23 protein-coding genes are annotated in these 26,226 nt (G+C 27.7%); 2 read left to right on the top strand and 21 right to left on the bottom strand.

Features of this window, described 5'->3' with window-relative positions; translation table 4 throughout:
* A complete protein-coding gene (locus MCOLE_RS03445; RefSeq protein WP_100671462.1) occupies positions 1–864 on the bottom strand; it encodes an ABC transporter permease in 864 nt (287 codons plus the stop codon).
* Entirely contained in the window at positions 864–1,568 is a 705-nt protein-coding gene (locus MCOLE_RS03450; protein ID WP_100671464.1) for an ABC transporter ATP-binding protein, read from the bottom strand. Before MCOLE_RS03450 ends, MCOLE_RS03445 begins: the two co-directional genes overlap by 1 nt.
* A 100-nt stretch (positions 1,569–1,668) precedes the next feature.
* Here MCOLE_RS03450 and MCOLE_RS03455 point away from each other — a divergent pair, with 100 nt between their 5' ends.
* On the top strand, positions 1,669–2,181 hold the full coding sequence (locus MCOLE_RS03455; protein WP_100671466.1) for a GNAT family N-acetyltransferase: 513 nt from the start codon (positions 1,669–1,671) through the stop codon (positions 2,179–2,181).
* 24 nt (positions 2,182–2,205) lie between these two features.
* Here the strand turns inward: MCOLE_RS03455 and MCOLE_RS03460 are convergent, their stop codons facing one another.
* The 6 genes from MCOLE_RS03460 to MCOLE_RS03485 all read right to left on the bottom strand — a co-directional run bounded on the left by MCOLE_RS03460 (position 2,206) and on the right by MCOLE_RS03485 (position 10,200).
* Positions 2,206–3,804 (bottom strand): CTP synthase, encoded by a 1,599-nt coding sequence (locus MCOLE_RS03460; RefSeq protein ID WP_100671468.1) that lies wholly within the window; start codon positions 3,802–3,804, stop codon positions 2,206–2,208.
* 72 nt (positions 3,805–3,876) lie between these two features.
* The gene (rpoE, locus tag MCOLE_RS03465) at positions 3,877–4,293 is read right to left on the bottom strand and encodes a DNA-directed RNA polymerase subunit delta (RefSeq protein ID WP_167373859.1); all 417 of its coding nucleotides are present in this window, start codon (positions 4,291–4,293) and stop codon (positions 3,877–3,879) included.
* 24 nt (positions 4,294–4,317) lie between these two features.
* On the bottom strand, positions 4,318–5,466 hold the full coding sequence (locus tag MCOLE_RS03470) for an HD domain-containing protein (RefSeq protein WP_208612157.1): 1,149 nt from the start codon (positions 5,464–5,466) through the stop codon (positions 4,318–4,320).
* Positions 5,467–5,533: 67 nt separating this feature from the next.
* On the bottom strand, positions 5,534–6,982 hold the full coding sequence (gene gltX, locus MCOLE_RS03475; protein WP_100671472.1) for a glutamate--tRNA ligase: 1,449 nt from the start codon (positions 6,980–6,982) through the stop codon (positions 5,534–5,536).
* A gap of 44 nt (positions 6,983–7,026) precedes the next feature.
* Positions 7,027–8,841: a dicarboxylate/amino acid:cation symporter gene (locus MCOLE_RS03480; RefSeq protein ID WP_244161453.1), complete on the bottom strand. Its 1,815-nt coding sequence runs from the start codon at positions 8,839–8,841 to the stop codon at positions 7,027–7,029.
* A 30-nt stretch (positions 8,842–8,871) separates the two neighbouring features.
* Positions 8,872–10,200, bottom strand: a complete 1,329-nt coding sequence (locus MCOLE_RS03485) for an FAD-dependent oxidoreductase (protein ID WP_100671474.1) — start codon at positions 10,198–10,200, stop codon at positions 8,872–8,874.
* Between the two features lie 177 nt (positions 10,201–10,377).
* On the opposite strand from MCOLE_RS03485, the gene MCOLE_RS03490 reads away from it, so the two are divergent.
* Positions 10,378–12,309, top strand: a complete 1,932-nt coding sequence (locus tag MCOLE_RS03490; protein WP_100671476.1) for a type IA DNA topoisomerase — start codon at positions 10,378–10,380, stop codon at positions 12,307–12,309.
* A gap of 16 nt (positions 12,310–12,325) precedes the next feature.
* On the opposite strand, the gene MCOLE_RS03495 is transcribed toward MCOLE_RS03490, so the two are convergent.
* The 13 genes from MCOLE_RS03495 to MCOLE_RS03555 form a co-directional block, all read right to left on the bottom strand.
* Positions 12,326–13,000, bottom strand: a complete 675-nt coding sequence (locus tag MCOLE_RS03495; RefSeq protein WP_100671478.1) for a hypothetical protein — start codon at positions 12,998–13,000, stop codon at positions 12,326–12,328.
* A gap of 126 nt (positions 13,001–13,126) precedes the next feature.
* The gene (locus MCOLE_RS03500) at positions 13,127–14,521 is read right to left on the bottom strand and encodes a uracil-xanthine permease family protein (protein ID WP_100671480.1); all 1,395 of its coding nucleotides are present in this window, start codon (positions 14,519–14,521) and stop codon (positions 13,127–13,129) included.
* Positions 14,522–14,699: 178 nt separating this feature from the next.
* Positions 14,700–15,377, bottom strand: coding sequence for a YgjP family zinc-dependent metalloprotease (locus MCOLE_RS03505; protein ID WP_241033075.1), 678 nt, complete (start codon positions 15,375–15,377; stop codon positions 14,700–14,702).
* Positions 15,378–15,384: 7 nt separating this feature from the next.
* The gene (ychF, locus tag MCOLE_RS03510; protein WP_100671482.1) at positions 15,385–16,479 is read right to left on the bottom strand and encodes a redox-regulated ATPase YchF; all 1,095 of its coding nucleotides are present in this window, start codon (positions 16,477–16,479) and stop codon (positions 15,385–15,387) included.
* A 2-nt stretch (positions 16,480–16,481) separates the two neighbouring features.
* On the bottom strand, positions 16,482–16,679 hold the full coding sequence (locus MCOLE_RS03515) for a DUF951 family protein (RefSeq protein ID WP_100671484.1): 198 nt from the start codon (positions 16,677–16,679) through the stop codon (positions 16,482–16,484).
* Positions 16,679–17,383: a 16S rRNA (guanine(527)-N(7))-methyltransferase RsmG gene (gene rsmG / locus MCOLE_RS03520; protein WP_100671486.1), complete on the bottom strand. Its 705-nt coding sequence runs from the start codon at positions 17,381–17,383 to the stop codon at positions 16,679–16,681. Before rsmG ends, MCOLE_RS03515 begins: the two co-directional genes overlap by 1 nt.
* Positions 17,384–17,481: 98 nt before the next feature.
* Positions 17,482–18,090 (bottom strand): CDP-diacylglycerol--glycerol-3-phosphate 3-phosphatidyltransferase, encoded by a 609-nt coding sequence (pgsA, locus tag MCOLE_RS03525; protein WP_100671488.1) that lies wholly within the window; start codon positions 18,088–18,090, stop codon positions 17,482–17,484.
* A complete protein-coding gene (locus MCOLE_RS03530) occupies positions 18,059–19,699 on the bottom strand; it encodes an APC family permease (protein WP_164703833.1) in 1,641 nt (546 codons plus the stop codon). Before MCOLE_RS03530 ends, pgsA begins: the two co-directional genes overlap by 32 nt.
* Before the next feature lie 104 nt (positions 19,700–19,803).
* Positions 19,804–20,520, bottom strand: coding sequence for a purine-nucleoside phosphorylase (gene deoD, locus MCOLE_RS03535; RefSeq protein WP_100671490.1), 717 nt, complete (start codon positions 20,518–20,520; stop codon positions 19,804–19,806).
* 29 nt (positions 20,521–20,549) lie between these two features.
* Complete coding sequence (locus tag MCOLE_RS03540; protein WP_100671492.1) at positions 20,550–21,449, bottom strand: ABC transporter permease; 900 nt, start codon at positions 21,447–21,449, stop codon at positions 20,550–20,552.
* Positions 21,433–23,268 (bottom strand): ABC transporter permease, encoded by a 1,836-nt coding sequence (locus MCOLE_RS03545; protein WP_100671494.1) that lies wholly within the window; start codon positions 23,266–23,268, stop codon positions 21,433–21,435. Before MCOLE_RS03545 ends, MCOLE_RS03540 begins: the two co-directional genes overlap by 17 nt.
* 3 nt (positions 23,269–23,271) lie before the next feature.
* Positions 23,272–24,807 carry an ABC transporter ATP-binding protein gene (locus MCOLE_RS03550; RefSeq protein ID WP_100671496.1) on the bottom strand — a complete coding sequence of 512 codons (1,536 nt, stop codon included), beginning with the start codon at positions 24,805–24,807 and terminating at the stop codon, positions 23,272–23,274.
* 9 nt (positions 24,808–24,816) lie between these two features.
* Positions 24,817–26,196 (bottom strand): BMP family ABC transporter substrate-binding protein, encoded by a 1,380-nt coding sequence (locus MCOLE_RS03555; RefSeq protein ID WP_100671498.1) that lies wholly within the window; start codon positions 26,194–26,196, stop codon positions 24,817–24,819.
* Positions 26,197–26,226: the final 30 nt, after the last annotated feature.

Here is a 26,226-nt window from a genome sequence, read left to right on the forward strand (position 1 = left end):
TTATCTTTTTGCAGTTCACTTAAATGTGAATGTTGTCAGTGTAAATAATCCTGCAAGAATTGCCAATGAACCTACTATTGGTTGTCAGCTTGATGTAAAACTATTCACAGCTCCTTGGAATGTTACTTGAGTTCCTTGCATACCTTGGTATGTTTCAGTTCATCCAGTTTTGCTAAATGAATACATATATAAGAATACTGGATATTTATGCGGGATAAAGTAAGTAAATATAACCATACCTTGACTTTTAAATAGAGACTCAGTTGGTAACATTATTCCAGATAAAAATATACTAAAAAAATATACCATCATTACAATTCCTTGTATTGACCCTGATGAATTTGCAATACCTCCAAAAAGAGTTGCTAGTGCAATTGATGTTGCACAAATTAAAATAATTGATAATAATAAATATCCAATTTTAATTGAAGAAAAAGCTTTTAAGAATGAGTTTGAATCACCTGTACCCAAAGCAATTATACTTAGTATTGCATTGAATGATAAAACAACAATATAAAAGAATATTCCTGCTAATAAATACACCAACCATATAGACCCTATAAACATGCTTTTTTTAACACCTGTTATATCAATTCTTTTTAAAAACACTGAGTTCTTTCACTCAACAATTGCAGGAGTAAGAGATGTTAAAACGGTAAGACATGGAAGAAGTGCATAATTAAATAATGTTTTTCCTTCTTTTCCAAAAATAAAGAAAAACATAACTGAGAAAAATATTGGAACAATAAGCATAAAAATAATACTTCTTGGTTCTTTGATAAATGATTTATAAACTAGCAATGTTAAATTTTTAAATATGCTTGATTGTTTTTTAAAATTAAATGTATCCATTTTTTTAAACATTATTTTAATTCTCCTTTAAAAAATAAATTCATTAAGTCTCTAACAGATCCATGTTTTTTTATTACTTCAGAAATCTTTTTATCAAAGAAAATTCCACCATCTTTAATTATTATTATTCGGTTACATAAAATTTCAACTTCTTCTGGGTGGTGAGAAACAAGTAATAATGTTTGTTTATATTTTTTAACATTATCTCTAAAAAAGTCTGTTATTTTGTATTGAAGTTCCATATCTAAACCAGTTGTTAGTTCATCTAATATAACAATTTTGGGATTATTCATGACAGAAATCATTGCATTAAATCTTTGTTTTTGACCACCTGAAAGTTTTTTTAATGGTGTTTTGATAAATTCTTTAATATCAAAAACTTCAGCAATTGTGTTTTCTCATTCTTTTGTAAATTTAGGATATATACTTCTGTAAAAAGCTAACATGTCTAATGGTGTTATTCCCGCTGGTCAATCACCTGTTTGTAATTGAATTCCAATTTCATTTTTAATGTTACCTTCTAAATTAATTTTTATTGTTCCCTTATCCGGATTGTTGAATTGAGCTATCATTTCTACTAAAGTTGTTTTACCACAACCATTTGCACCCATAATTGCTACTCTTTCGCCTTCTTTAATATCAAGGTTCAAATTATCTAATACAACTTTATTTTTAAATGCTTTTTTTAAATTACTTATTTCAATTATATTTTTCATAATGTCTCCTTTACATATAAATATAATATTAGCACTAATAAGATAAATAGGAATAATCAAAAAAAATAGTGTAGAATTAAAACAAATAAAAGGAGCAAATATGGAACTTAAAGTTGTTAGGCCTCAATGAGAGCATATAGAAGAAATTTTAAAAGCTTTAGAAGATTTTAAAAAATATCCAAACGATATTATTGATAACATTCAAGGTTCTTCAGATATACTTTCATTCGATAGAATTGAGGATTGATTAGAGTTTGTTCAAAAAGGTGTTGGGAACCCTGGGTGGATGCCTTTTTATCAATATATTGCGATAGATGAAAAAAATAAAGTTATAGGTTTCATTAATTTAAGACTTAAACTTAATGAGTATCTTTTAAATTTTGGTGGTCATATAGGTTATGGTGTAGTTCCTTCTCTCAGAAAAAGAGGGTATGCTACAGAAATGTTAAAACAAACCATAAAAATAGCAAAAAAAGAAGGAATAAATGAAATTTTAATAACTTGTTTAGAATCTAATATTGCTTCTGAAAAAGTTATTTTAAACAACGGTGGAGTTTATGAAGACTCTAAAGCTAATGGAGACAATATTATTAAAAGGTTTTGAATAAAATAAAAAATCTCGTAAGAGATTTTTTTATTACTTATTATTAACTATCGCTTCAACAAATCCTTTGAATAATGGGTTTGGTTTATTTGGTCTTGAAGTAAACTCTGGGTGATATTGACTTCCAACAAAGAAGGGGTGATTTGGCAATTCTACAATTTCTACTAATTGTTTTTCTTCGTAGATACCTGAAAATACTAAACCTTTTTCTTCCAATGGTTTTTTGTATTCATTATTAAATTCGTATCTATGTCTATGTCTTTCAAAAACTTCTGTACTTCCATAAAGTTTTTCAGCTTTAGTTCCTTCTTTAATTGTTGTTTTGTAAAATGCCCCTAATCTTAACGTTCCACCTAAATTTTGAACATCTATTCCCCTAATGAAATCAAAAATAGGGGCAGCACCTGAATGATCAAATTCAGTTGAGTTTGCTTCAGGTAAGTTTAATCAATCCCTGGCCATTGAAATAGTTGCAATTTGCATTCCTAAACAAATTCCTAAATAAGGTACATTATTTTCTCTAGCAAACTTAGATGCTAAAATCATTCCTTCAATCCCTCTATCTCCAAAACCACCAGGAACTAAAATACCTTTTGCATTTTGTAAGACATCTTTATAGTTTGATTCATTTAATTTGTCAGCTTGAACTCAATTTATTTTTAATTTTCTTTTAAACTCATAACCTGCAATTTTTAAAGATTCGATAACTGATAAATAAGCATCTTGCAATTCAATATATTTTCCTACAAATGTAACTTCAAACTCTTCGTTTGATGCCTTAATTTTTTCACAAAATTTTGTTCAAGAGTCCATATCTGTTTTTTTAGTTTTAATTTGTAATTGATCTAAAACTAATCCGTGTAAGTTTTGTTCATACATTTCTAATGGAACTTCATATATTGATTCTTTGTCAATAGCGTCAATAACATTACTTGTAGGAATATTGCAAAATAGTGATATTTTTTCTTTAATTTCTTTTGAAGAATGTTTATCAGTTCTTTGAACTATAATGTCTGGTTGAATTCCTAAACTTAATAATTCTTTCACAGACATTTGAATAGGTTTTGTTTTGTATTCTTTTGATGCGTTTAAATATAAAAGCAATGCTACATGAATAAATACAACATTTTCCTTTCCTTGCTCCATTCTTATTTGTCTAATTGCTTCAATAAATGGTTGAGATTCAATATCACCAACAGTACCACCAATTTCAGAAATAATAACATCGGCTCCAGAAGATTTAGCAGCCTGATAAACTTTATTTTTAATTGAATCAGTAATGTGAGGAACAACTTGAATAGTTTGTCCTCCCCAATCTCCACGTCTTTCAGCATTAATTGTTTCCAAGTAAATTTTACCTGCTGATGTCGAAGACATCTTTGTTAATTTCTCATCAATGAATCTTTCATAATGTCCTAAATCTAAGTCTGTTTCTCCTCCATCATCAGTAACAAAAACTTCACCATGTTGATAAGGACTCATTGTTCCAGGGTCCACATTTAAATATGGATCAAATTTTTGCATAAACACTTTTAATCCACTTGCTTTTAATAGGTTTCCTAATGAACTAGCTGTAATCCCTTTTCCTAAACCTGAAACTACCCCACCTGTTACAAACACAAATTTTGCCATAAATCTATCTCCTTCTTCTTAAAAAAATAAAAAAGTTGCTAAAACATAAAAGTCGCAACTTTTCTTTAATTATTACATATTTTCGTCTTCATCTTCATTATAATAGATTGAAGTTGAATCGTCTTCTTCCTCTTCAACGAATAGATCATCATAAATTTCAGGATTTTCGTCATCCTCATCTTCTGATATTTTATCTTCTATCTCATCATCAGTTTCAATTGTTTTATTTTTAATTGGTTTTGAGTCAAACTTTTTCTTAACATCTTCAATTTTTGAGTCATCGCTTAAAGCTCACTCGCCTTTAGTAGAAAGAGCAAATCTAACATCAAGAACTAAATCACTATATAAATCTGCAATAGCTTCATTTTCATCATTTTTATGATTGATTGCTTTATCTTTAATTGCATCTCAAATAGCCATTAATTTCATTGGATTCTTACGTTTTTTTAAAACTTGGTAAACTAAATCAATATTTGATAAACTTTCCATTCTATTCACCCTTACTTTCTATTTTTACATTACTTCTTTTGGGAAAAAGTATTTTTTAATTGTTTTTTCATCTTCAATATATTTAACTGTATTAGCTAATAAACTAAATTTGGTTAATGATTTCACCGTGTTGTTTTTATCAACTATATATATAGTTTGATCTTTGCCATCAATTTCACCGTCTTTATAAATACTTGGTTTTTTGAATTTTGGCTCGATAAAGTAATATTTTGTTTCTTTTCCTTCTTCTTTTAATAAAGTTTTAATTTCCCTTATTTTAAATTCATCAGCTTCCTTTAATTTTAAGAAATTTCTATTAATTAATCTCTCTGATAAATCACTAAGAATATGATCGTTTTCATTCTGACAACTTTTCATGATATCAATCATTGTAAAATCATCTAAAATTAAGTATAAATCTATCGGAATATTTTGTCCATTAAAAATATAACTAAAATAATTTTTTATTCTTTGGTCATTAAATTCATATCCTTTTTTGTTTAAATCAACTATTCTTTCAAATCAACTTATAAGTGTTACATCAAACCCTGTTGATATTTTATGCTCATAAACTTGTTTGTACATATGATATCTTCCAAGTAAATAAGATTCGATTGCATGAATCGTTTTTTTTGGAAAAACAATCTTATCATCTACGATTCTAACACTTCTAATTAAAAACTCTGTATCTAATGAAGCGTAGTTAACACCACAGTAATATGAATCTCTCATTAAGTAGTCAATTCTATCTGCATCTAATTGACTACTTACTAAAGAATTTAAAATTTTATTTGGATGTTTTCCTTCTAATATAGCAATTATATCTTCTGGATTAACTTTATGTTTTTTTAATATTTTCGAAATATTTCCTTTTGGATTTCTAATTATGTCAGCACTATATTCTTCGTGACTTCTCTTACTTATTTTTTCAAATGTATGAGAAAATGGTCCATGTCCAATATCATGCATTAATCCTGCAAGTAAAACATTTATTTTATCTTTTTCAGATATTTTAATAAAATCTGGTGATTGAAGGAATTGTGAAATTATATGATAAACACCAATACAGTGTGTAAATCTTGTATGTGATGCTCCTGCATAAGCAAATTGAGCACCACCTAGTTGAAGTATTCTTCTTAAGCGTTGCATTTCTGGGGTATTAATTATTTCCATGAAAATTTCATCATGTATAAAATATCACCATGCACACTATCTCTAAAAACTTTTTCCATACTAATACCTATTTAATTTTAGCAATATTTGCTAAAACCTTTTCTTTTCCCAATAAATAAATAACATCTGCTAATGAAGGCCCATGTTCAGAATTTGAAGCTGCGATTCTAATTGGCATGAATAGTTCTTTGCCTTTTTTGTTTGTTATTTCACTAACTGATTTAATTAATAATTTAATAGATTCAACTTCTCAATTAGATATATCATTAATTTGATTTTTAAATTCTTCAATAACTTTTTTGTTTTCATTAATTGATTTTAATACTTCAAGAGTTTCATTCGAAATTTCCATGTCTTTAAAGAATATTGACAAGTGTTTGTTAATTTGTTCAGCAAATTCTAATTCTTTTTTAAATAATAATAAAACTTGATTTAATCATTCTTCTGTTTTTAAAGATATATTGAATTCATCTTTGTTGATGAATTTTTTTGTAAATTCTAAATATTGTTCTTCAGTCAATGCTTTCATATATTGAGAATTTATTCACTTCATTTTTGTCATATCAAATGTTGAAGGAGATTTACTAAAACGTTTATCATCAAACATTGCAATCAATTCTTGTTTAGTTAACAATTCTTTTTCTCCAACAGGTGATCATCCTAGTAATGAAATATAGTTGAACATTGCTTCTGGTAAATAACCTTGGTTTTTGTATTGTTCAATGAAGAATAAAGCATTACCACTTCTTTTTGATAATTTTTTACCTGTTGAATCAACTATTAATGACATGTGACCAAACTCTGGAGTTTTTCATCCAAATGCTTGATAAATTAAAATTTGTCTAGGAGTATTTGAAATATGTTCTTCTCCTCTTAATACATGAGAAATTTCCATATCAAAATCATCAACTACAACAGCAAAATTATATGTTGCAATTTTATTAGTTTTTAAAATAACAAAATCACCTAATTCTTTTGAATCAAATGTAATGTCACCTTTTATAAAGTCCTTAATATTTAAAACAGTTTCTGGGACTAAGAATCTTATTGAAAAATCTTTATTTGATTTCAAGTTTGATTGAATTTCAAGTTCACTTAGTTTTGCACATTTACCTGAGTATTTAGTTGCTATGATTCCTTTAGTAACTTGTTCTTCATAATCTTTTTCTAACTCTTCAGTTGTACAAAAACAACGATATGCTTTTTTTTGAGAAATAAGTTCATTAGCTAATTGTTCATATCTTTCAAACTTTTGTGACTGCATATATTTACCATATTTAGAATCACCCGGTTTTAAAAAAGATTCATCTGCATTTATCCCTAATCAATTTAAATTTTCAAATTGTGACTCAATGGCTCCATCAACATTTCTTTCTAAATCAGTATCTTCTATTCTTACAATAAAGTCTCCATTATAGTGTTTAGCAAATAAATAATTCATTAAAGCTGTTCTTGTATTCCCAATATGTAAAAAACCTGTTGGTGAAGGTGCATATCTTAATCTAAACTTAGTCATGTATTCTCCTTTATTTTCAAACTTTATTTATTTTACCAATTTTTTTATTTTTTTGTTTTCTTTTCAGCTTTTTGCTTTTCAACTTTGTTTTTTTGTTTTTCAACTTTATTAGCTTCTTTATCGGCTTGTTTTGTTTTTTTACTTTCTTCTTTTAAATTTTTATTTTCTATTAATGTTTTTAGTTTTTTTTCTGAAATTAATTCAGTTCCTTCATCAAATAATAATTCATCTTTCGCTACAAGTGTGGCTGCAAAAACTCCTCCAGTTACATTAGTTGCTGTTCTACCCATGTCAAATAAACCATCAATTGCTCCAAAAATTGCATATACAGGGGCAAAGAATGTTCCAAAACCAATTCCATTTAAAACAGCTGATGTAACAACTGTTGCTGTACCAGGTACACCAGCAATTCCAATACTTGCTACTATTGTTGTGAATAATCCTAAAATAAAGAATGCAAAAATATTCATCTCAGCAACCGTTGCTGATCCTGTATATAAAACAGATGTTATTAGTCCGGCTTGAACTCCTGCACAAGCTACTAATCCAAGAGATGTTGATAAAGGTGCAACAATACTTGTTACTTTATCTTTAATTTTCATTTCATTTGTTAAAGTGTCAATTGTAACTGGCAATGTTGCATTTGATGATTGTGTTGAGAAACCTTGGATTAAAGGTTTTCATGCATTTTTTCATCATGCTTTTACATTTATTCCTGATAAAAATAAAATTAATGTCATAAATCCTAACATAATTATTAAACCTAAATATCCAACAGCTAATATTAAACCAATAGATGCAAGTGCTCCTATTGCTCTAGTTGTAATTGATGTTGTTAGCATAGCCATTACTGCTAATGGCATTATTTTCATAAATGTCATTAATATAGACATAACTATATCTCAAGCTCTGTCCATGAAGTTCATTAAATTATCCATTGACTCAGGATGTTTTTTCCTTACAAATGTTGTAGCATATCCAATTAAGGCAGCAAGAACAATAACAGGTATAATTGCTGTTGCTGATAATGTAGCAACAAAATTAGATGGTATATACCCTCAAATTATTTCTGGTAATGCTTTAGAGTCTGTTCTTCCAGAACCGCCAGGTATTTGTTGATCAAAATTTAATCCCTTTCCAATTTTTAAAACATATCCTATTCAGAAAGTTATTGTGAAAGCTATAGCAACGTTAATTAATAATATAGCTATAGCTTTTCCTGATATTCTTCCCAAACCCTTACTTCCAGGTTTAGCAACAACTCTAAAAATTGCAATAAATACAACTGGTATTGTAATTAGTAAAATACCATTAATAAATATTTGTCTTAACATTGATGCTCATGTATTGAATTCAATTATTCAATCAATCCCAGATTTGATTTCTGGTGAAAAAGAAATTGCAGAAATAAAAGCAAGATTTTCACCTTTAGCATCTTTAAATAAAGATAGTTTTGTTAGACCATTTACTACTGCTTCATATCCTTCTATTCCGATTATTGTTTTTATTTGAACATAATTACCTTTTATTTCATCCATTCCCTGAAGATTTGGTTTTTGAATATAATATTCTGAAATATCTAATCAGTTACCATCAACTAGTGCCCAAGCTGATTTTCCATCATGTGAAAATCATGAACCTCCAGGGAAACCTATAATTGCTTGAATAACTATACCAAATATCAATCCTATACTCATTCCAATTAAAATTCTGTATACAAACTTAATTTTTATTTGTTTCAATCCATATCAAAACCCACCCATTAAACCAAAAAACAATACAATCGCTAAAAGTGATTGCCATGTGCTTATGCTTAAAAAGTTTTGAAGAAAAGTTTCTTTAAAACTACTTAATAACATTTTTATATCCTCTTTTTTTCATTATTTATTTTATATTAATTTACTTATAGCAATATGAATAATATCTGTTGTTCGTGAAAATGGTGGAGAATATGGTAAATCAATTTGCTCTAAAGCTTCATCCACTTTAGTCTTTGCTCAAATTAATCCAACAAGTCCATAAATTCTTAAAACAGATTTATTTTTACCTATCATTTGTGCGTTTATGATTTCTTTTGTCTTCAAATCAATAATTATTCTTAATCATAAATCTTCTTGACCACTTACATAATTAGTATGATCTTTATCATTTATTAATACTTCTTTTGTTTGTATGTTGTTCATTTCAATAAACATTCTATTTTCACCAGTTCTTGCTAGTTCTAAGTCAAAAAACCTTATTATTGTTGTTCCTAATGCTCCAACGAATTTACTAGATTTATTTTCATTTATATTATTTGCTATAATTTTTGCTTGTTTGTTAGCAACAGTTGCTAGGTAAAATGTTCTTGTGTTTTTATATAAATAACTCAAACTACTACAACAATCTCCCCCTGCATAGACATTTGGAATATTAGTTTCACAATATTCATTAATTTTAATAGCTCCATTTTTTTCTAATTCCAATTTTGAATCCTTTAAAAAATGTGTATTTGGTAAAACACCAATACTTAAAATAACAACATCACACTCAATAATTTCACCTTTTATTGTTTTGGCTGCACAAACTTTATTATTTGAATCTTTTATAAATTCGATTATTTCATTTTCTTTACATAGTTTTATATCTTGTTTAGTAATTTCACTTTCAACTAATTCAGTAAACTCTTTATCAAATAAATTTTTAAGCACACGATCGGCCTTTTCAATGATTGTTATTTTTGCTTTTGTTGCGTGTCTGATATTTTCAACCATTTCAAGCCCTATAAGTCCTGATCCTATTATTAGCACTTTACTACTATCAGTAATAGTGTTTTTAATAATTATTCCGTCCTCTTTAGAATTAACAGTAAAAATATTCTTAGCATCAATATTCTTAATATCTGGGATTATAGGTTTAGCTCCAACAGCAATTACCAAATTATCATAAGTAATTTTTTCATTTTCAAATGAAATGACTTTATTATCAAAATCAATATTTTTGACTTTAGTTTTACTTAATACAGAAATTCCTGATTCTTCAAACTTTTCAATTTTTCTTGCAATTAATGTTTCAGGATTTTCAAAATTGTGACCTACATAATATGGGATTCCACATGCGCCCAATGAAACATATTCTTTATCTTGAATAACAATTATTTCGCTTTCATGATCTAATCTTTTAAGTTTAGCAGCAACACCCATACCAGTTGCAGAACCACCAATAATAACAGTTTTCATTTTTACTCCTTTTTTGAAATTATTTATATTATAGTCTTATTTTTAAAAAAGTAAAAAGTTATGATAAAACTATAGTTTTAATTTAATAATATATATAGTCAGAAATTTAAAAAAAGCGATTTTAGTTGAAATTTTTTCTTGAAAAGGTTTTAATTAATCAATGAAAGAAGTGTGAATATGACAAAATATTTAGTATTACTTGAATCACCATCAAAGGTTGACAAAATAAAACATTACCTTACAAAAAACTTTCCAGAGGATTCTTTTGAGGTTTTAGCTAGTGGTGGGCACATTAATAAAATCGCCGACTCAGGGCCTTGAGGTTTAGGTATAGACCTTCAAACAATGACACCAACTTTTAAGATTGAAACAACCAAGAGAAAAAATGTTTCTGAAATTACTAAAGCTGGAAAAAATGCTGACAAAATAATTCTTGCTTCCGATCCTGACCGTGAAGGAGAAGCAATTGCTTGACACCTTGCAAATTTGTTTACAAAAGATAACAAGGAAATAAAGAGAATAACATTTAATGAAATTACTGAGAGTGCTGTTGTCAAAGCTTTTGGTGAAATGAGAGAAATTGATTTGGATTTAGTTAATGCGCAATTATCTAGACAAATGCTAGATAAAATAATTGGGTACATGGTTTCTAATTCTTTGCAAAAAAGTACTGGATTATTAAGTGCTGGTAGGGTACAAACTCCAGCATTAAAAATTCTTGTTGATCGAGACAAAATTATTAAAGCTTTTGTTGAAACTATTTACAAAAAAATATTTGTTGTTGACCAAAAACAAAATGTTAAATTATTTTTATATAAAGATGATAATAACCTAGTGGTTAATGATCCAAAAAACTATTACATATCTGAAGAACAATCAAAAGTTATTAAAAATAACTTAGGCGTTGAATACAAGTGTACAAAATATAAAGCTAAAGAGTTTGAAGTTAGAAGTTTCAAACCTTACTCTACAGCAAGTTTATTACAAGATGGATTTAGTAAATTAAGAATGAGTGCTGCTCAAATTACAGTTGCTGCTCAAAAACTTTATGAAGCTGGACTTGTTACTTATATAAGAACAGACTCAAATAGATACTCAAGTGACTTTGTCGTTGAGGCTAAAAACTTTATTAATAAAAATTTCAAAGGTGATCTTTTTAAAGAAGCTGTTACAATTAAAATACAAGCTAATGCTCAAGAGGCCCATGAATCAATCAGACCAACTGATTTAAATCAAAGACCTGAAAACATATCTTCTCAAATAGAAGATAAAAATATGATTAGACTTTATAATTTAATTTGGTGAAATACTGTTAAATCATTAATGAAAGGTCCAAGTGGTTTCTACCATAATTGAACTTTCTGAAATAATGGTTATGAATTTAAACAAAGTTGAAAAGAAGTTTTAGATTTAGGATATAACAAATTAGATAAATCAGAAACCGATGAAGATATTGAATTAGACGAAAATGATGATGAGATTTTAAATGATGATGAAGTTAAACCTCCTTTTGAATTTAAAGAAAATTATGTATTTACTATAGGTAAAGAAGCAATTGTTACTGAAGATGCTAAAACTTCTCCTCCAAGGATGTTTAACCAAGCTAGCCTTGTTAGAGAATTGAAAGATTTAGGAATTGGCAGACCTTCAACTTATACTCCAACTCTTTCGAAACTGAAAGAACGTGAATATGCTATACCTCATAGAGGTAAACCTTTTGAAGTAACTGAAAAAGGTTATCAAGCAGAAGAATTTTTATATGAAAAATATGAAGATTTCTTTAATGTTAATTACACTGCTAAAATGGAACAAAATCTTGATAAAATTGCTGAAGGAAACTTTGATCATAAAGATTGAATTAAATCTATTTATGAAGAACTTAGTGAATCAGTTAAAGCACAAATTCAAGAAGCAAAAACTAGTGACATTAAATGTCCTAGATGTCATGAAGGTAGTCTAGTATTTATTAAATCAAAATTTGGTAGAGGAAGAGGTTGTTCAAACTTTACTACTACAAAATGTGGATACCGTGAATATGAACAAAAAGACGGTTCTTGATTAGAATATGTAGCTAAACCAAAAGAAGAAAAAGAAAAGGCAAAGGATTAATTCTTTACCTTTTTTATTACGATTTTAAAATTGAAAAAATTTCTTCTTTTTCTTTTAATGCATTTTCCAGTGTTTCATCATCTATTAAATAAATTTGCTTGTTAATATTATTACAATTTATTACAAAATAATTTTGCAATTCAAAATTTATAAATTTAACTTGTTTAAATCTTTCTTTCAACAATTCGTTGTATAAAACAACTTGTAATGCTTCTTTATTTTTAGCAAGTAACTTTGTTGTTTTAATGTCACCAATCACATATTTTTTTAGTTTTGAATTAATTAATAATATATCCAATGTACCAACATATTCTTTACCTATCATTGATAATTCACTTATTATTTCTCATCCTTCTGTCTCAGGATATTCAGCCATTATTTCATTTAAAACTCATATTAATCAGTCTTTCATTTCAGCATGTGAATAAGCTTTACAACAACTTTTTTCAACTCCATTATTTATGAAATCTTCAGCAATTTTATGCAAATGAAGCCCTCTAGTTATTCCGAATTCAAGTATTTGTTTTCCTTCTGGTGTTTCGGCAAATGATGTATCAAAAACATGATGGGGTAATAAGTCGATTAACTTAGTGACACTTGGCTTTTCTACCTCTATTCCATCTAAATAATATTTATGTGTTTTTTCATCAATAAACACATTATTTTTTAAAATTTTTTCAACTTTTTTCATGCTCTACCACCTTAAAAACTTATTATACAAAAAAGAATAAATTATATTTAACATTTGAATGTTAGAAAAATTAACTAACCAATTAATTTAATAATAACAAAAGATTAAAATTAAGCGGCAAGTATTTTATTTTTTGAATTTTGATTTTACTCATTTTATTATTCAAAATCCTTCATTAAGTTTAGTTGGTAATATTAAATTTAGAATAATTCCTGTAAATGCTGCCAATCCTAATCCTGGAAGATTGAATGAACCAATGTCTATTCCTTCACCAAGCACACTAAGAACAACTCCTATTACTAAAACAGTTGCTGAAATAAATACATTTCGCATATTCATAAAGTCAGTTTTACTTGTAACCATAATTCTTACACCATTTATACTTATAAATCCAAACATGATCATTCCAACACCACCCATTACTGGTTCTGGTAGCATAGATATTGTTTGGTTAACTGGCGCAACAAATGATAATATAATTGCTATAACAGCAGCCCCACCTGTAACTCACACAGACGCAACTTTTGTCATACCTACAACCGCCGTATTTTCACCATATGTTGTATTTGGTGGTCCACCAACTATACCGTCAAATACAATTGAAATACCATCTGCAATTAATGTTCTATGAATACCAGGGTCTTTTACAAAATCCTTTTTAGTTATATATCCCATAGCTATATGATCACCAATATGTTCAGCCATTGCAATTATTGCTAATGGTGAAATTGCTAATATAGCAGGCAAAATATTTTTTGCTTCTTGTTTTCATAAAGGTTTAAACGAAGGATATCACTCTCACTGTGAAACATCAGTTATTTTTGTGGTATCTATTAATGCTGAATTTTTCATTGAAAAATGAATTATTAAACTTAACGCAAAACCTGACAAAATACCAATCATTACCGGTATAACTTTTGCTATACCTTTAGCTTTTAATGTAACTATCACTGTTATCATAAAAGTGAACAAAGCAATTAATGCAGCAATTCATTGTTTATAACCCTTTGCTGCCTCAGTTCAACTTTTTGAACTTGTTATTCCTGCGTTAACAAGTGCTGATGGAGCAGCACTTAATCCAATAACCATTATTAAAGGCCCTATAACAATAACTGGGAATATTTTTTCAATAAAATCAGTGCCCAAATAGTAAACTAATATTCCAAATAAAATATAAATTAGTCCTGCAACCATAATAGCCACAAATACTGAATTTCCATAAGCTTGATAATTCATTCCAATTGCTGTCATATAAGCAAACGAACTTCCTAAATACATTGGAACTTTTGCCTTAGTAAGAGCAATATAAATTAATGTACCTACCCCTGAACAAAATAAAGCCATTGATGATGTCATAACAATCTCACCTGCTAAACTATTAATAATAATTGGCACAAGTACTGTTGAACCAAACATTGCAAATACATGTTGAATTGAAAATATAAATCACTGACCATAGCTTTTAGGTCTTTCTCTAGGTTCTAAAACCAAGCCAATTTCTTCTTGTTTTACTTCTTGCATTTTCTCCTCCTCTTTCCGTTTTTACAAAAAAAATAATCGTCTATAAAAGACGATTATTTGGTTGTTAAAAACTTATTTATGATTATTGACGGCTTATTGTGAATTACTGTAATTAACTTTTTCATAATAACCTCCAATAAATCCTAAAAATTATTATAGGTTATTTAAATAAAAAAATCTATATTCCTGTTGAATTTAATTGAATTTGTAATTCCTTATAGTTTGGACAATATCTTTCAACGAAGTGCCAGAACTCTTTTGAATGATTTGGATGCAATATATGAGTTAATTCATGGATGATAACATAACTAATAATTTCATCTTTAAAATGTAATAATTTAGTATTATACGCAATTTTTAATTCTTTTGGCAAACAATATCCTCATTTTGCTTTCATTAGCTTAACATTAACATTTCTAAATTGAACATTCATTTTTAAACTTCAATCTATTGTTCTTGATATAAATCAGTTTTTATAATGCTTAGCTAATATGCTGTATAGTTTTTTAATTTGTTCTTCTTGATCAAAATAATTTTTCATATAAATTTTATTATTTTCAATTTTTGATCTCGTTAAAGTTTCATCTATTATAATTTCCATTTCTTCATCAAATATTTTAACTCAAGGTTTTAATGTATTTAAATCATACACTGAGGCAATTATATGTTGATTTTGAACGGAAACAATTTTTGAAATATTTTTATATATAATTTTTTCAACTTCTCAGTCAGGAGTATTAAGTGGCGCGCTAATTCTCACTTCACCTTGCACAACCCTTAAAATGATGTGTTTTTGTTCCTTATATGTAATAGTATAGTTTAGATTATTACCTTGATATGACAAGGTTTTTTTCATTTTTATACTAGACATTAAATTTAAAGAAACAAACATCACCATCTTGCATTACGTAACCTTTACCTTCAAGACGCATTTTACCAGATTCCTTAACTTTCTTTTCGTCACCTAATTCAATTAAATCTTGTACATTGTAAATATCAGCTTTAATAAAACCTCTTTCAAAATCAGTATGAATAACTCCTGCACATTGAGGTGCTGTTCATCCTTTTTTGTATTGTCAGCTTCTTGCTTCTTGGGGTCCTGCTGTAAAATATGTTTCTAAGTCTAATGCTTCATAAGCAGCCTTAATAACTTGCTCTAATCCTGAATATTTAACTCCCAAATCATTTAAAAATTCTGCTTTTTCTTCAGGAGTTGCTTCACTTAAATCTTCTTCAATTTTTGCACAAATTTTAACTACTGAGGCATTGTTCTTAGAAGCAAACTCTTTAACTTGTTTAACATAATCATTATCTTCCATTAATTCGTCATCATTAACATTGGCAACATAAATAAAAGTTTTAGCCGTTAAAAATTGGAATCCCTTAAGAATTTTGTTTTCTTCTTCATTTAATTCTAAAGTATTTAAAAGTTTATTTTGTTCTAAACAAAGTTGAGCTTTTTTTAATACTTCCATTTCTGCTGCAAAAGTTTTATCTCCACCGCGAACTTTTGGAGTGATTCTTTCAATACGTTTTTTTATAGTTGCTTCATCAGATAACATTAATTCTAGATTAATGATTTCGATATCTCTAATAGGATCAACATTCCCTTCAACGTGAGTAATGTCTTTATTGTCAAAACATCTAACAACTTCACAAATAGCATCAGTTTCTCTAATGTTAGCCAAAAAAGCATTACCTAAACCTTCACCCTTTGAAGCTCCAGCAATTAAACCTGCAATATCAACAAATTCAATTGTTGTTGCTATTTTTTTCTTTGAATTAAAAATTTCATTTATTTTATCTAATCTTTCATCTGGAACTTCAACAACTCCCACATTAGGTTCTATTGTTGCAAATGGGTAGTTAGCTGCTTCCACATTTGAATTTGTTATAGCATTAAATAAAGTTGATTTACCTACATTTGGTAATCCTACAATTCCTACTTTTAAACTCATGACTATTCTCCTTCTTTTTTAATAATTTCTTTAATTTGTTTGTCTAAAATATTTCTTCTTAATTCTATAAATAAATCAAACTTATCTGTGCTTCTAAATTTATATAAAGCACCAATACGAATAAGTTCTCATTTAAAGGTTCCGCTTGGGTGCGGCTTTTTTAGAATTATAATGTCACCTATTTCTAATTCAGCGTGCATTATTTTTTTCCACTTTCTTTAACTATTTTTGCATAATCTCTTGGATATAACTCAGGCGTTGATTGTTTCTTTGAATAAAATAAATTTATTCTTTCACCAAATCCAGTATCTTCAAGAATCTGCTTTTTATCTAAACTAAGTTTTAATTTTTGATCAATATTTTTTGAATTTTTTATTTCATCATCTGCTCTTGGACCCTTTAACAAAATAATTTGTCCGCCAATCTTAGCAAATCTAGATGCTAATTCCAAAATAACATCCAGATATGCAACAGCTCTTGAAATAACTACGTCATATTTTTCATTTTCTATTCTTGCTAATTCTTCAGCTCTTACATGTTTTGCAACAATTCTTTCTAATTTTAATTTTTCTATTACAATATTTAGAAAATTCACTTTTTTATTATTTGAATCAACCAATGTTATTTCAGTTTCTGGGTAAAATATTTTTAAAACTATTCCTGGGAATCCTGGACCAGATCCAATATCTAAAATATTTTGATCAGATATTTTAAATTCTTTAGTAAATAATAAAGAATCCAAAAAATGTTTTTCATAAACTTCTTCTTCACTAATTATTCTTGTCAAATTATACTTTGCATTTTCTTCAAGAAGTATCTTATAATATTCGTTTAATTTTTGTTTTATTTGTTCTGATGGAATAAAGCCTAAAATATTTTCAAAAATTTTTCAATTATTAAACATTATTCCATCCTCTTTTCTTATTTAACTTAAATTATTATAGCACATAGCGTGTTTTTTTAGACATGGCAAAAGAAAAAGGAACCAAGTTCCTTAATTAATTAAAATAAATTTTTTCTAGCTTTTAAGAAATAATCTAAACCACTATATAAACTAAATGCTACAGCAATATACATTGGTATTAAAACTAATTGCTCTTGTCAAACCTGCATTTCAAAAGTAAATGAACTTATAAAGAATAAAATTGATAATCCAATCATTTGAAATACAGTTTTTAATTTACCAAAAATTCCTGCTGATAATGTTACATTTTTAGAACTTAATATCATTCTAATAAAATCTACAAATATATCTCTTAATATTAAAATTAAAGTAACTCACACAGGAATAATTTCAATGCTTGATGCAAATAAAATTAAAGTTGAATTAACTAATAATTTGTCAGCTATCGGATCAAAGAATTTTCCAAAATCAGTAACTTGATTGTTTTTTCTAGCTAAGTACCCATCTAAAAAATCTGTAATGCTTGCTACTATGAAAACAATTCCTGCTAATAGCATAGTTAGAGTTAATTTATAATTTTCTCCAAATATATAATTTTTATCTCAATGATATATGTTTGCTATAACTAGCATAACAACAACAGGTACAAGTAAAAGTCTTATTAGTGTTAATATATTAGGCAGATTTAATTTTTGTTTTTGATTCATTTTTCATTTCCTTAAGTTCTTGTGCTTCTTTGGCAGCCATTCAGTTATTAACTTTCATGTCTTTGTCAATTTCGCCATCAAAACCATTTTCAAATGGACGTTTCTTGAACATTCTTTCTTGTAATAATCATACAACAAATGTTGCGACTAAAGTTACAATAAATATTATTGTAAACATCATTCCACCATTTTCCGTTCACTTAGTTTTTTGTCCCACTGAATCTAATAACTGAGGCGCTAAGAAAACAATTAACCCACAAATAGTAAAGAATAAGAAGAATACTGTCCCTATAATTGCAGCAGGTCAAAAGAATTTAACTTCGTCAACTTTCACTTTTTGAGTTTTTCTATTAATCATTGCCGCTATCATAAGAATCGAAATTACTATAAAAATTAAAACTACACAAACCGAAGACATAATTCCTACATAAAACATTGGCCCTGTTAGATACCCGACTTCTTTTCCAGTTTGTGGTGTCACTGTACTAATTCCTTTTCAATCCCCATGTACAGATAAACCACCAATCAAAATTAAAGCAACATAAAATGTTCCTGATATTGCTGCTTGTGTAAATGCAGCAGTTTTGAAACTTGCTTTTCCTTCTTTTAAGTAAACTAGCTTCATATTGTGATCTGATAATAAATTTGAAGTTCCAAAGTGTGTAAACATATTGATATTGAATAAGCAAATAAAGAACATTATTAAATACACAACAGTATTAGCTGCTTTTTCTGCTTTTGGCGATGGATTTGTATTAAACCCTGCAAATACTGTTTTTAAAACACTTTGAACACTACCATCTCCACCTAAGAATAATGAAAATGCCATTAAAACATAAAATAAAGTTATAAATATTAAGCCTGCAATAATTGCTATTGGAACTACTTTTTTATTCTTTGCACTTTTTTGAGTATTAGCTGTAAAAATATAACCATCAAATGAAAATAAAATAGCCCCCATTCCACCTAAGTAATTCATAAATATTGGAGAAATAATTTCTTCGTTATCATTTGGTCTTAAACCCATTCCAGGCATTGTTTTGTGATTTATTGCATAAATTATAAATCCTGCGAAAAATGCAACTATTAAAGGTATAAACTTTATAAACATAGTTAAAAATTGAATTTTTCTAGATGCATTTGCTGAATAAACATTTACAAATGCAAATAGTACAAATAAAAATAATCCAACAATTATATAAGTGCTTAGCAATGCAGCTGGATTTGGTGTCACACCAGTGAACACAAAGAAATAAGCAATTGTTAAGCTTACAAATATTGATTGGTAAGCTGGCATATAAATTGTTGTATACAGAATTGAAACAAATGATGCAAATTTTCTGTTAATAAACAATTTACATCAATTACTTACTGTACCATTTCCTTGCTTTTCTGTTGATTTTGCAATTTCCATAAATGCAACGATTGAAATAACACAAACCATACCTATAACAAGTCATAAAACTGTTGCTATTCAAGGACTCTTTGTTTGTGAAATCAATTCTTGATTCTTTACGTAAATTCCTGAACCAATACATATTCCTACAATAAGTAAAAATAAGTATCAAAATTCATAAACTTTTGAACTTTTATCTTTTTTCTTAAACATAAATTTTTTCTCTTTCTTTTTACAAGTTTATAAAAAATATATCAAAGAAATCATAACAAAACAAGTCATAAAATAAAGACACACTTATGTGTGCCATTTAATTCTTAATTATTTTTATTTGTTTTAACTGCTACCTCTAAAGCAATTTCAACCATTTGCATGAAGTTATTTTGTCTTTCTTCAGCTGTTGTAATTTCTTTTGTTACTAAGTTGTCTGAAATTGTTAATAAACATGCTGCTTGCTTTTTAGCCTTAATAGCATTAGCAAATAATGCTACAGATTCCATTTCAACAACGTCTAATTCATTTTCCTTTACAAATTCAGTAATATCATCATGTCGATAGAATACATCAGCTGAGTGAGCTCTTCCTGTAAGAGTTTTTATGTTTTTGTCTTTAGCAACATTTTCAATTAATGAATAAAGTTCAGTTCCTGCTTTAATAACTTTATCATCAATATTAGCAGCTAATTTAGCATAGTTACTATCACCATAAGCTTCTTTAACATTATAAACATCATAAACTTTAATTTCTTCTTTGTAACTTCCTGCTGATCCAATTCTAATAATATTTTCAACATCATAGAAATTGTATAGTTCGTATGAATAAATTCCAATACTTGGGCATCCCATTCCACTTCCAGCTATAGTTACTTCTACACCTTTGTAAGTTCCAGTATACATAAACATATTTCTAACTTCATTAACTAATTTAACATTTTCTAAATATGTTTCAGCAATTTTTTTAGCTCTTAATGGATCCCCAGGCATTAAAACTGTTTTTGCAATATCTTCTTTTTTAGCACTAATGTGTGGTGTCATATTTATTCCTCTTTTTTTCTACTATTATTTTATCTTAAAGTTTTATCAAATGGTACACCACTAGCTTGAGGCGGTGATGATCATTTTGAAGCAATTACCATAACAACAATTGACATGATAAATGGAAGTGCTCTTGGCAATGAGTTTAAACCTGTTATTTTTTGTCCAATACTGAACATTATTGAAAATATTATTGAAAACATAACAATTAAACTTACTCTTCATTGACCAATTATCATAATTGCTAATGCGATGAATCCCAATCCTTGAACGCTTCCATTGAAGTTTTGTAATGATTGTGTAATAACAAACATTGTTCCAGCTAAACCTGAGATTGCCCCTGAAATAGTAATGCAAATAAATCTATATTTATTAACTTTAACTCCAGCTGCATCTAAAGCTTGTGGATTTTCACCAGCGGCTATATGTCTTGTTCCAACTTTTGTAAAAGTAAAATATAAACCAATGCTAACTGTGACAAATAATGTAAATATGGCATAAAATATGAAATAGTTAAATGATATCAGCTTAGGGCTAATTGAACCTAAAACAGTTCCACCAGTGCCAAATCCTTGAATGTGAACTATAAATAATGCAATCCCTTGAGCAAGTAAGTTAATTACTGTTCCTGAAATAATTTGATCTGTTTTTAATTTTAATACCATTAATGTTTGTAGCAATGAAAATATTCCAGCAACAACCATTGAGAATATAGCACCAATTACTAAATAAAGAATGTGTAAATCTTCATAATTATTTGTAGTCTTCTTAACCATAAAGCAAAATGATACGTATGCTAAGGCACCAATTGTCATAAATCCTTCAATACCTAAATTTACAACTCCTGATCTTTCAGAAAACATTCCCGAGATAGCTCCCAATGTAAAAACAACAAAGAAACCTATTGCTAAACTAAATATTGCTTCCATAAAGTTTTACTACCTCCATTTGTTTTTCTATTAAGTCTATTTTTAATTTTTTTATTTTTAATTTTCTAAAAGTTTTAGAAGCTGATTTTGATTCTAGTTTTTTGATTTCAATTTTGTAATTTTGCTTAATATCTTTTAAGTATTTTTTTGCTTCTTGTTTTGTTAAAGCAAAATTATTCTTAAATTCTTTAATTTGTAATTCTTGTTTTTGAATTAAAGAATTGGCTTTTTCTTCTAATTTATTTTTTTCTTTTAACAATTTTTCAAAATTTTCATTTGTAGCATTTTTCAATTCTTCATTTATGTTTTGAATCTCTGATTCTATTAAAACTACTTGATCTAAAATAGGAAACGTTGTGGAACTGTATTTACCTTCATAAACTTTTTTTAATCCATTGATTGAGTTTTTATTATATGCTTCTAATGTTTTGTTGATCAATGATTTTTTTTCCATTTTCAAATCTTTTATTTCATTTTTAATTTTTGAAATTTTAAATGTTTTTGCTTCATTATATTCATAGATTAGATTACTTAATTCTTCTTTCAATTTTTCAACATCTGTTGTTGTTTTTAAATTTGATTTTAATTCTTTTATTTTTGTTTTTTCTGAATTGAATTCTTTATTCTGTAATATGAAATGTTTTTGTTTTTTAAGTTTTCTTATTTTTGAATTGATAATTTGAATCTCTGATTTAAAATTTGGATTTTTAAATTTGTGAATTATTGTACAAATATAATTTGTTACATTTATTTTCATTAGTAATAGATACATTGTTGAGAATAAAATTATAATCCCAAATAATAGATCTGAAGTTTCTGATGGAAGACCCATATATTGTGGAGAGTTCATTGTTAATTGAATACCATCTTTTAATACTGCTCATAATATAGCAATTGGAATTATTCCTAAGAAATTATTAAACGCAACTAATGCTATTGGTATACCATCAAATCCTAATAATGGCATAATGTCATTTGCTACTGATATATTACTTTTTAAACCAAAGTAGTAGAAGAACCCTGCAGCAGATATAAACACCCCTTGTAACGCAGTAACACCTATGATAAATGTATTTGTTTTAATTCCTGCATACTTAGCAGCTGTTGATTGCATTCCAACAACTTTATATTTATACCCAACTGTTGTAGTTTCACAAACTACAAAAACAATTATTATTGAAGCAATTGCAAATACAATTGCAAATACTCATAATTGAGAACCAAAAACTTCTGGCAAGTTAGGCGAATTCAATTGAGTATCAAATTTAATAAACAATACATATTTAAGTAAGTATCATAAAATTCAGTTGATAACAATTGAAGTTGCTACCTCATGAATGTTGAATAAAACTTTTAATATACCCGTTAGTGAAGAAACTATAGCTCCTGAAACTATAAATATCAAGAATAATAAAATTCCATATCCAGCAGGTAAATTAGAGAAATCTGCTCCTCCTGTTATTGCATTAAGGAATAAATAAGTAATTAATAAACCACCAATTGCTTGACCGCTTCCTCCCATGTTAAATAATTTAATTCTAAAACCTAAGGCTAAACCTAGACCTAACAATATAAACACTGCTAGTAAAATAATTGTACCTTCTGGTTCTACTGGTGAGGCAAATGGTTTAATTATACTGCTAAAAATAAACCCAAAACCATTCATACCAAAACAATATAGGAAAATGATTCCACATAATAAACCAAGAATTATTGATATAAATGAAACTTTAACATAAGATGTTTTTGTTTTAAATGTTGTTGATTTTATGTAAGCAATTGATTTTGTTTTAAATTTTCATTGATTAATTTTTTTCATAAATTACTCCACTACTGATGAAACCATCATTTTCCCTACTATTTCTCTTGTTGCTTCCTTACCTGAAACTTCACCAACTATTTCACCTGAGTTTAAAACTAAAATGCGATCTGACAATTGCAATATTTCAGATAATTCATATGAAATTAATAAAATTGCTTTTCCTTCTTCTTTTGCTTTTAAAATTTCAGCATGTATAAACTCAATTGATCCTACGTCTAACCCTCTTGTCGGTTGGAAAATAATTATAAAATTATTTTCTCTCGATAGTTCTCTACCTATAATCATTTTTTGTTGATTACCACCAGATAATTGTCTTGCTATTGCAAAGCCTGCATCAGCATTTCTAACATCAAATTTACTTATTATTTGTTGTGTTTTTGTTTGCATTGCTGTTTTATTAATAAAACCACGTTTACTATATTTTTTTGTTGAAATATCTTGAAGAGCCACGTTTGTTATTAAATTAGCATCTAATACTAATCCAAACTTATGTCTATCTTCTGGTATAAATCCCATTTTATGTTCATTATATCTTTTACTAATTGATTCATTAACTATGTTTTTATCTTTAACATAAATTTTTCCACTTTCAACCTTGACCATTCCGCTGATGGCTTCAGCTAATTCAATTTGACCATTTCCTTCAACACCAGCTATACCAAGAATTTCTCCTGCTTTAATTGATGTTGAAAAATTTTTTAAACCTAGTACTTTATTATTACTATGTTTTTTTACATTTAAATCTTCAATAACAATTAGGTTTTCGTTATTATTTGGTTTATGATTATTTTTTATTTCAACTATTTTTCTTCCAACCATTGCTTCTGCTAATTTGCTTGCAGAAGTTTTTTTAACATCGTATGTACCTACGTATGTACCTTTTCTAATGATTGTAGCTCTATCAGCAACTTCTTTAATTTCTGCCATTTTATGTGTAATTAAAATTATAGTTTTACCCATTTCTTTTAACTCTTTAATAACTTTTAAAAGACCATCAATTTCTATAGGTGTTAAAACTGCTGTTGGTTCATCAAATACCATTATTTCAGCTTTTCTATAAAGGATTTTCAATATCTCAACTCTTTGCTTCATACCAACTGAAATATCTTTAACTTTAGCATTTAAATCTACTTCAAGATTGTACTCAGTCATTATTTTAGTTAAATCTTCAATTATCTTTTTCTTATTAATAATTTGTTTATATTTAGTTTCTTCTGATCCTAATATTATATTTTTTCAAACTGGAAAAATATCTACTAATTTAAAGTGTTGGTGTACCATACCAATCCCAAGCTTTGTTGCTTTAACTGGTGATGAAATGATTTCTTCTTTTCCATTTATAAATATATTTCCTTCTGTTGGTTCATATATACCAAAAAGGATTGACATTAATGTTGATTTACCTGCACCGTTCTCACCCATTAACGCATGAACTTCGCCTTTTTTAACTTCTAGATTAATGTTTTTGTTAGCAACGATTTTTTTATTAAAAATCATTGAAATATTTTTCATTTCTACAGCATTAATATTATTCATGATTCTCCTTTATTCTTTACCTGATTCTGGCTGAGTTTCTAAATTGTCAATAACTGTTTTGGCATAATCAGCAACTGGTTCAACAGCAATAATTGTTCCTGAAGAAGGTATTACTCCATTTATATATTTAGAAAATAATAATTTTGATGCTTCTGTTAGCGCTTGTGGAGTAAAGTATTCTTTAATTTTATTTGCTAATGAATCGTCTAATAGATTGGCACCACCTGAAGACATTGTTCCATTTACTCAAACATCCATTCCTGTTCAGGATTCTTTCGCTTTAATGTCAATGTCCTCAAAAGTTGATGTACCATCTTCTTTTTTAACTTCTTTTGTCAATTGAATTTTATCTGAGTATTTTAATCCTACTTTTTCTAAAATATCCGGGTATTCTTTATTATCCATTCATTCTGGTGTATGAGCTAATGAAACAATTGTTGAATTTTTTAAATCCTTTTCAGCTGATGTTATGAATCTATTTTCAGCATCTTTACCATATGATTCTGCTTGGTCTGTATCAACACCTATAACTTTTCAAGAATTGTCATAACTGATTGCGTCTGAGGTTTGAGAACCAGCAACTGGCATTAAAACATTTGGTTTGACAGATTTAGATGTATCTTTCAAATTATCTAGTACTAATTTTGATTGTCCAATTAAAAAACTATTTGAAAATCACGTTGTGTCATCTTTAGATTTGGGTCATCCATTTTGAGCTTTTCTAACAGTTACTTTTGTTGCTATATCTTTGTCAATATTAAAATTTTCTAAAAATTGATCATTTGTTTTTAATTGATTGAAAACATCTATTGAAGCCAAGTAACCGACTATAAAGTTGTCAACTGATGCAGGGTTAGATACTCCTCCAAATGCTCCTAAAGATAACGTATTATTAGTATAGTTACCATTATTTAGAGAATAGATAATTGATGCCATTCCTGCATAAAACCCTGAAACATCTCCTCTAAAAACAACTCCAATTTCATTATTAGCAGCGCTGTTTGAATCTAAAATTATTGTTGAACCTGAATTTTCCATTACTTTTGCAGCCTGGTGGTCACCCTCTCCTGGCATAGCATGGTGAAAACCTGGAAGTAATAAAGTTTTTGCATTATTACTCTTAGCTGTTTTGTAAGCTCTTTTCATAGTTTTTGGTGCAGTTGAATCAGGTTGAATATAACCAATTTTTAGATCCTTGCCCAAAATTTCTTTAACAAACTCTGTTCCAGCTTCATATGCTGATTGATTAAACGATTTATCATCAATCTTACCTGCATCAGTTACTAAATATATTTCACCAAAATGTTTCTCAGTTCCGCAAGAAACAACGGTTGTTAAACTTGTACTTATTATTGTTGTGCTTAACAGTGATAACAATAGTTTTTTCATCTTTACTCCTTCTAAACAAAGAAAAAGAGG

Origin of the sequence: Mesoplasma coleopterae, from assembly GCF_002804245.1 — a bacterium.
Lineage (GTDB): Bacteria > Bacillota_I > Bacilli_A > Mycoplasmatales > Mycoplasmataceae > Mesoplasma > Mesoplasma coleopterae.